At 33.9% G+C, this 1079-nt stretch carries 1 pseudogene; it reads right to left on the reverse strand.

Annotation, left to right across the window (positions count from 1 at the left end):
- Window positions 1–1079: pseudogene (locus tag FUA24_RS25520) on the reverse strand (cytochrome c biogenesis protein CcdA); the annotation flags it as partial.

Genomic DNA, 1079 nt, shown 5'->3' on the forward strand with positions numbered 1-1079 from the left:
TTAACCAACCACCAGATTTTGGTAATGAGTTCATCCAGCCAGGAAAGGCTGCAAATAATGCAAACGGTAATGCAATTGCTAATGAAAAACCTAGCATGCCAATTACTGGCCCAACTTTATCACCACCAGAAGCGGCTTCAACTAAAATAGTACCAACTATTGGCCCTGTACAAGAAAATGATACTATAGCTAATGCTAAAGCCATGAAAAAGATACCAACTAAACCGCTACGGTTAGATTGAGCATCTACTTTATTTGCCCAAGATTGCGGTAATGTAATTTCAAAAGCGCCTAAAAATGATAATGCAAATATTATTAAAATTAAAAAGAAAATTACGTTAAACCACACATTAGAGGCCAAAGCATTCATAGCTGCAGGACCAAAAATAGCAGATACTGNCTGATACCTTTAGCTTTATTATCAGATTGTTTTGTAAAAAAACTAACTGTTAACGGTATCATTGGGAAAACACATGGTGTTAATAATGCTGCAAACCCCGATAAAAATGCTAAAAAGAATAAGGTTATTAAGCCTCGTTTTGATGATTCTGTACCTTCATTTACTGTTGAATTTACTTGGGGTGCTTCAGTGTTTGTTGATGATACATCATCTGTGTTAGTTACTGCTGTAGTAACTTTATCGTTGCTTAAATTAAATGTTAACGCAACTTCTTTAGGTGGCAAGCATCGTGTATCATCACAAACCATAAATTCTACAAAACCATTTACAGTATTTGTTTTATCTTTTACATTTATTATTTGTTGAAAAACAGCATTGTCTTCAAAAAAAGTAATAACCATATCAAAAACAGGATCATTAATGGTATAACCTTTTTCTTCTGTAGTGTTTCCAACTAAAGTAATGGCTCCGTTATTATCATCAAAAATAAAACTAGTGGCTATTGGTCCTCCCTCAGGAACATTTTGCGAGTACAAATGCCAACCAGCATCAATACTTGCATTAGCCACTAATTTGTATTGCGTTTCAGAAATTTTTTCAACAGAAGTAGTCCATTTTACTGGGTCTAATATTTGGGCATTACTATACGTTACAAACAATAACGCTAGTAAGAATAAAA

It is taken from the genome of Seonamhaeicola marinus (assembly GCF_008085455.1).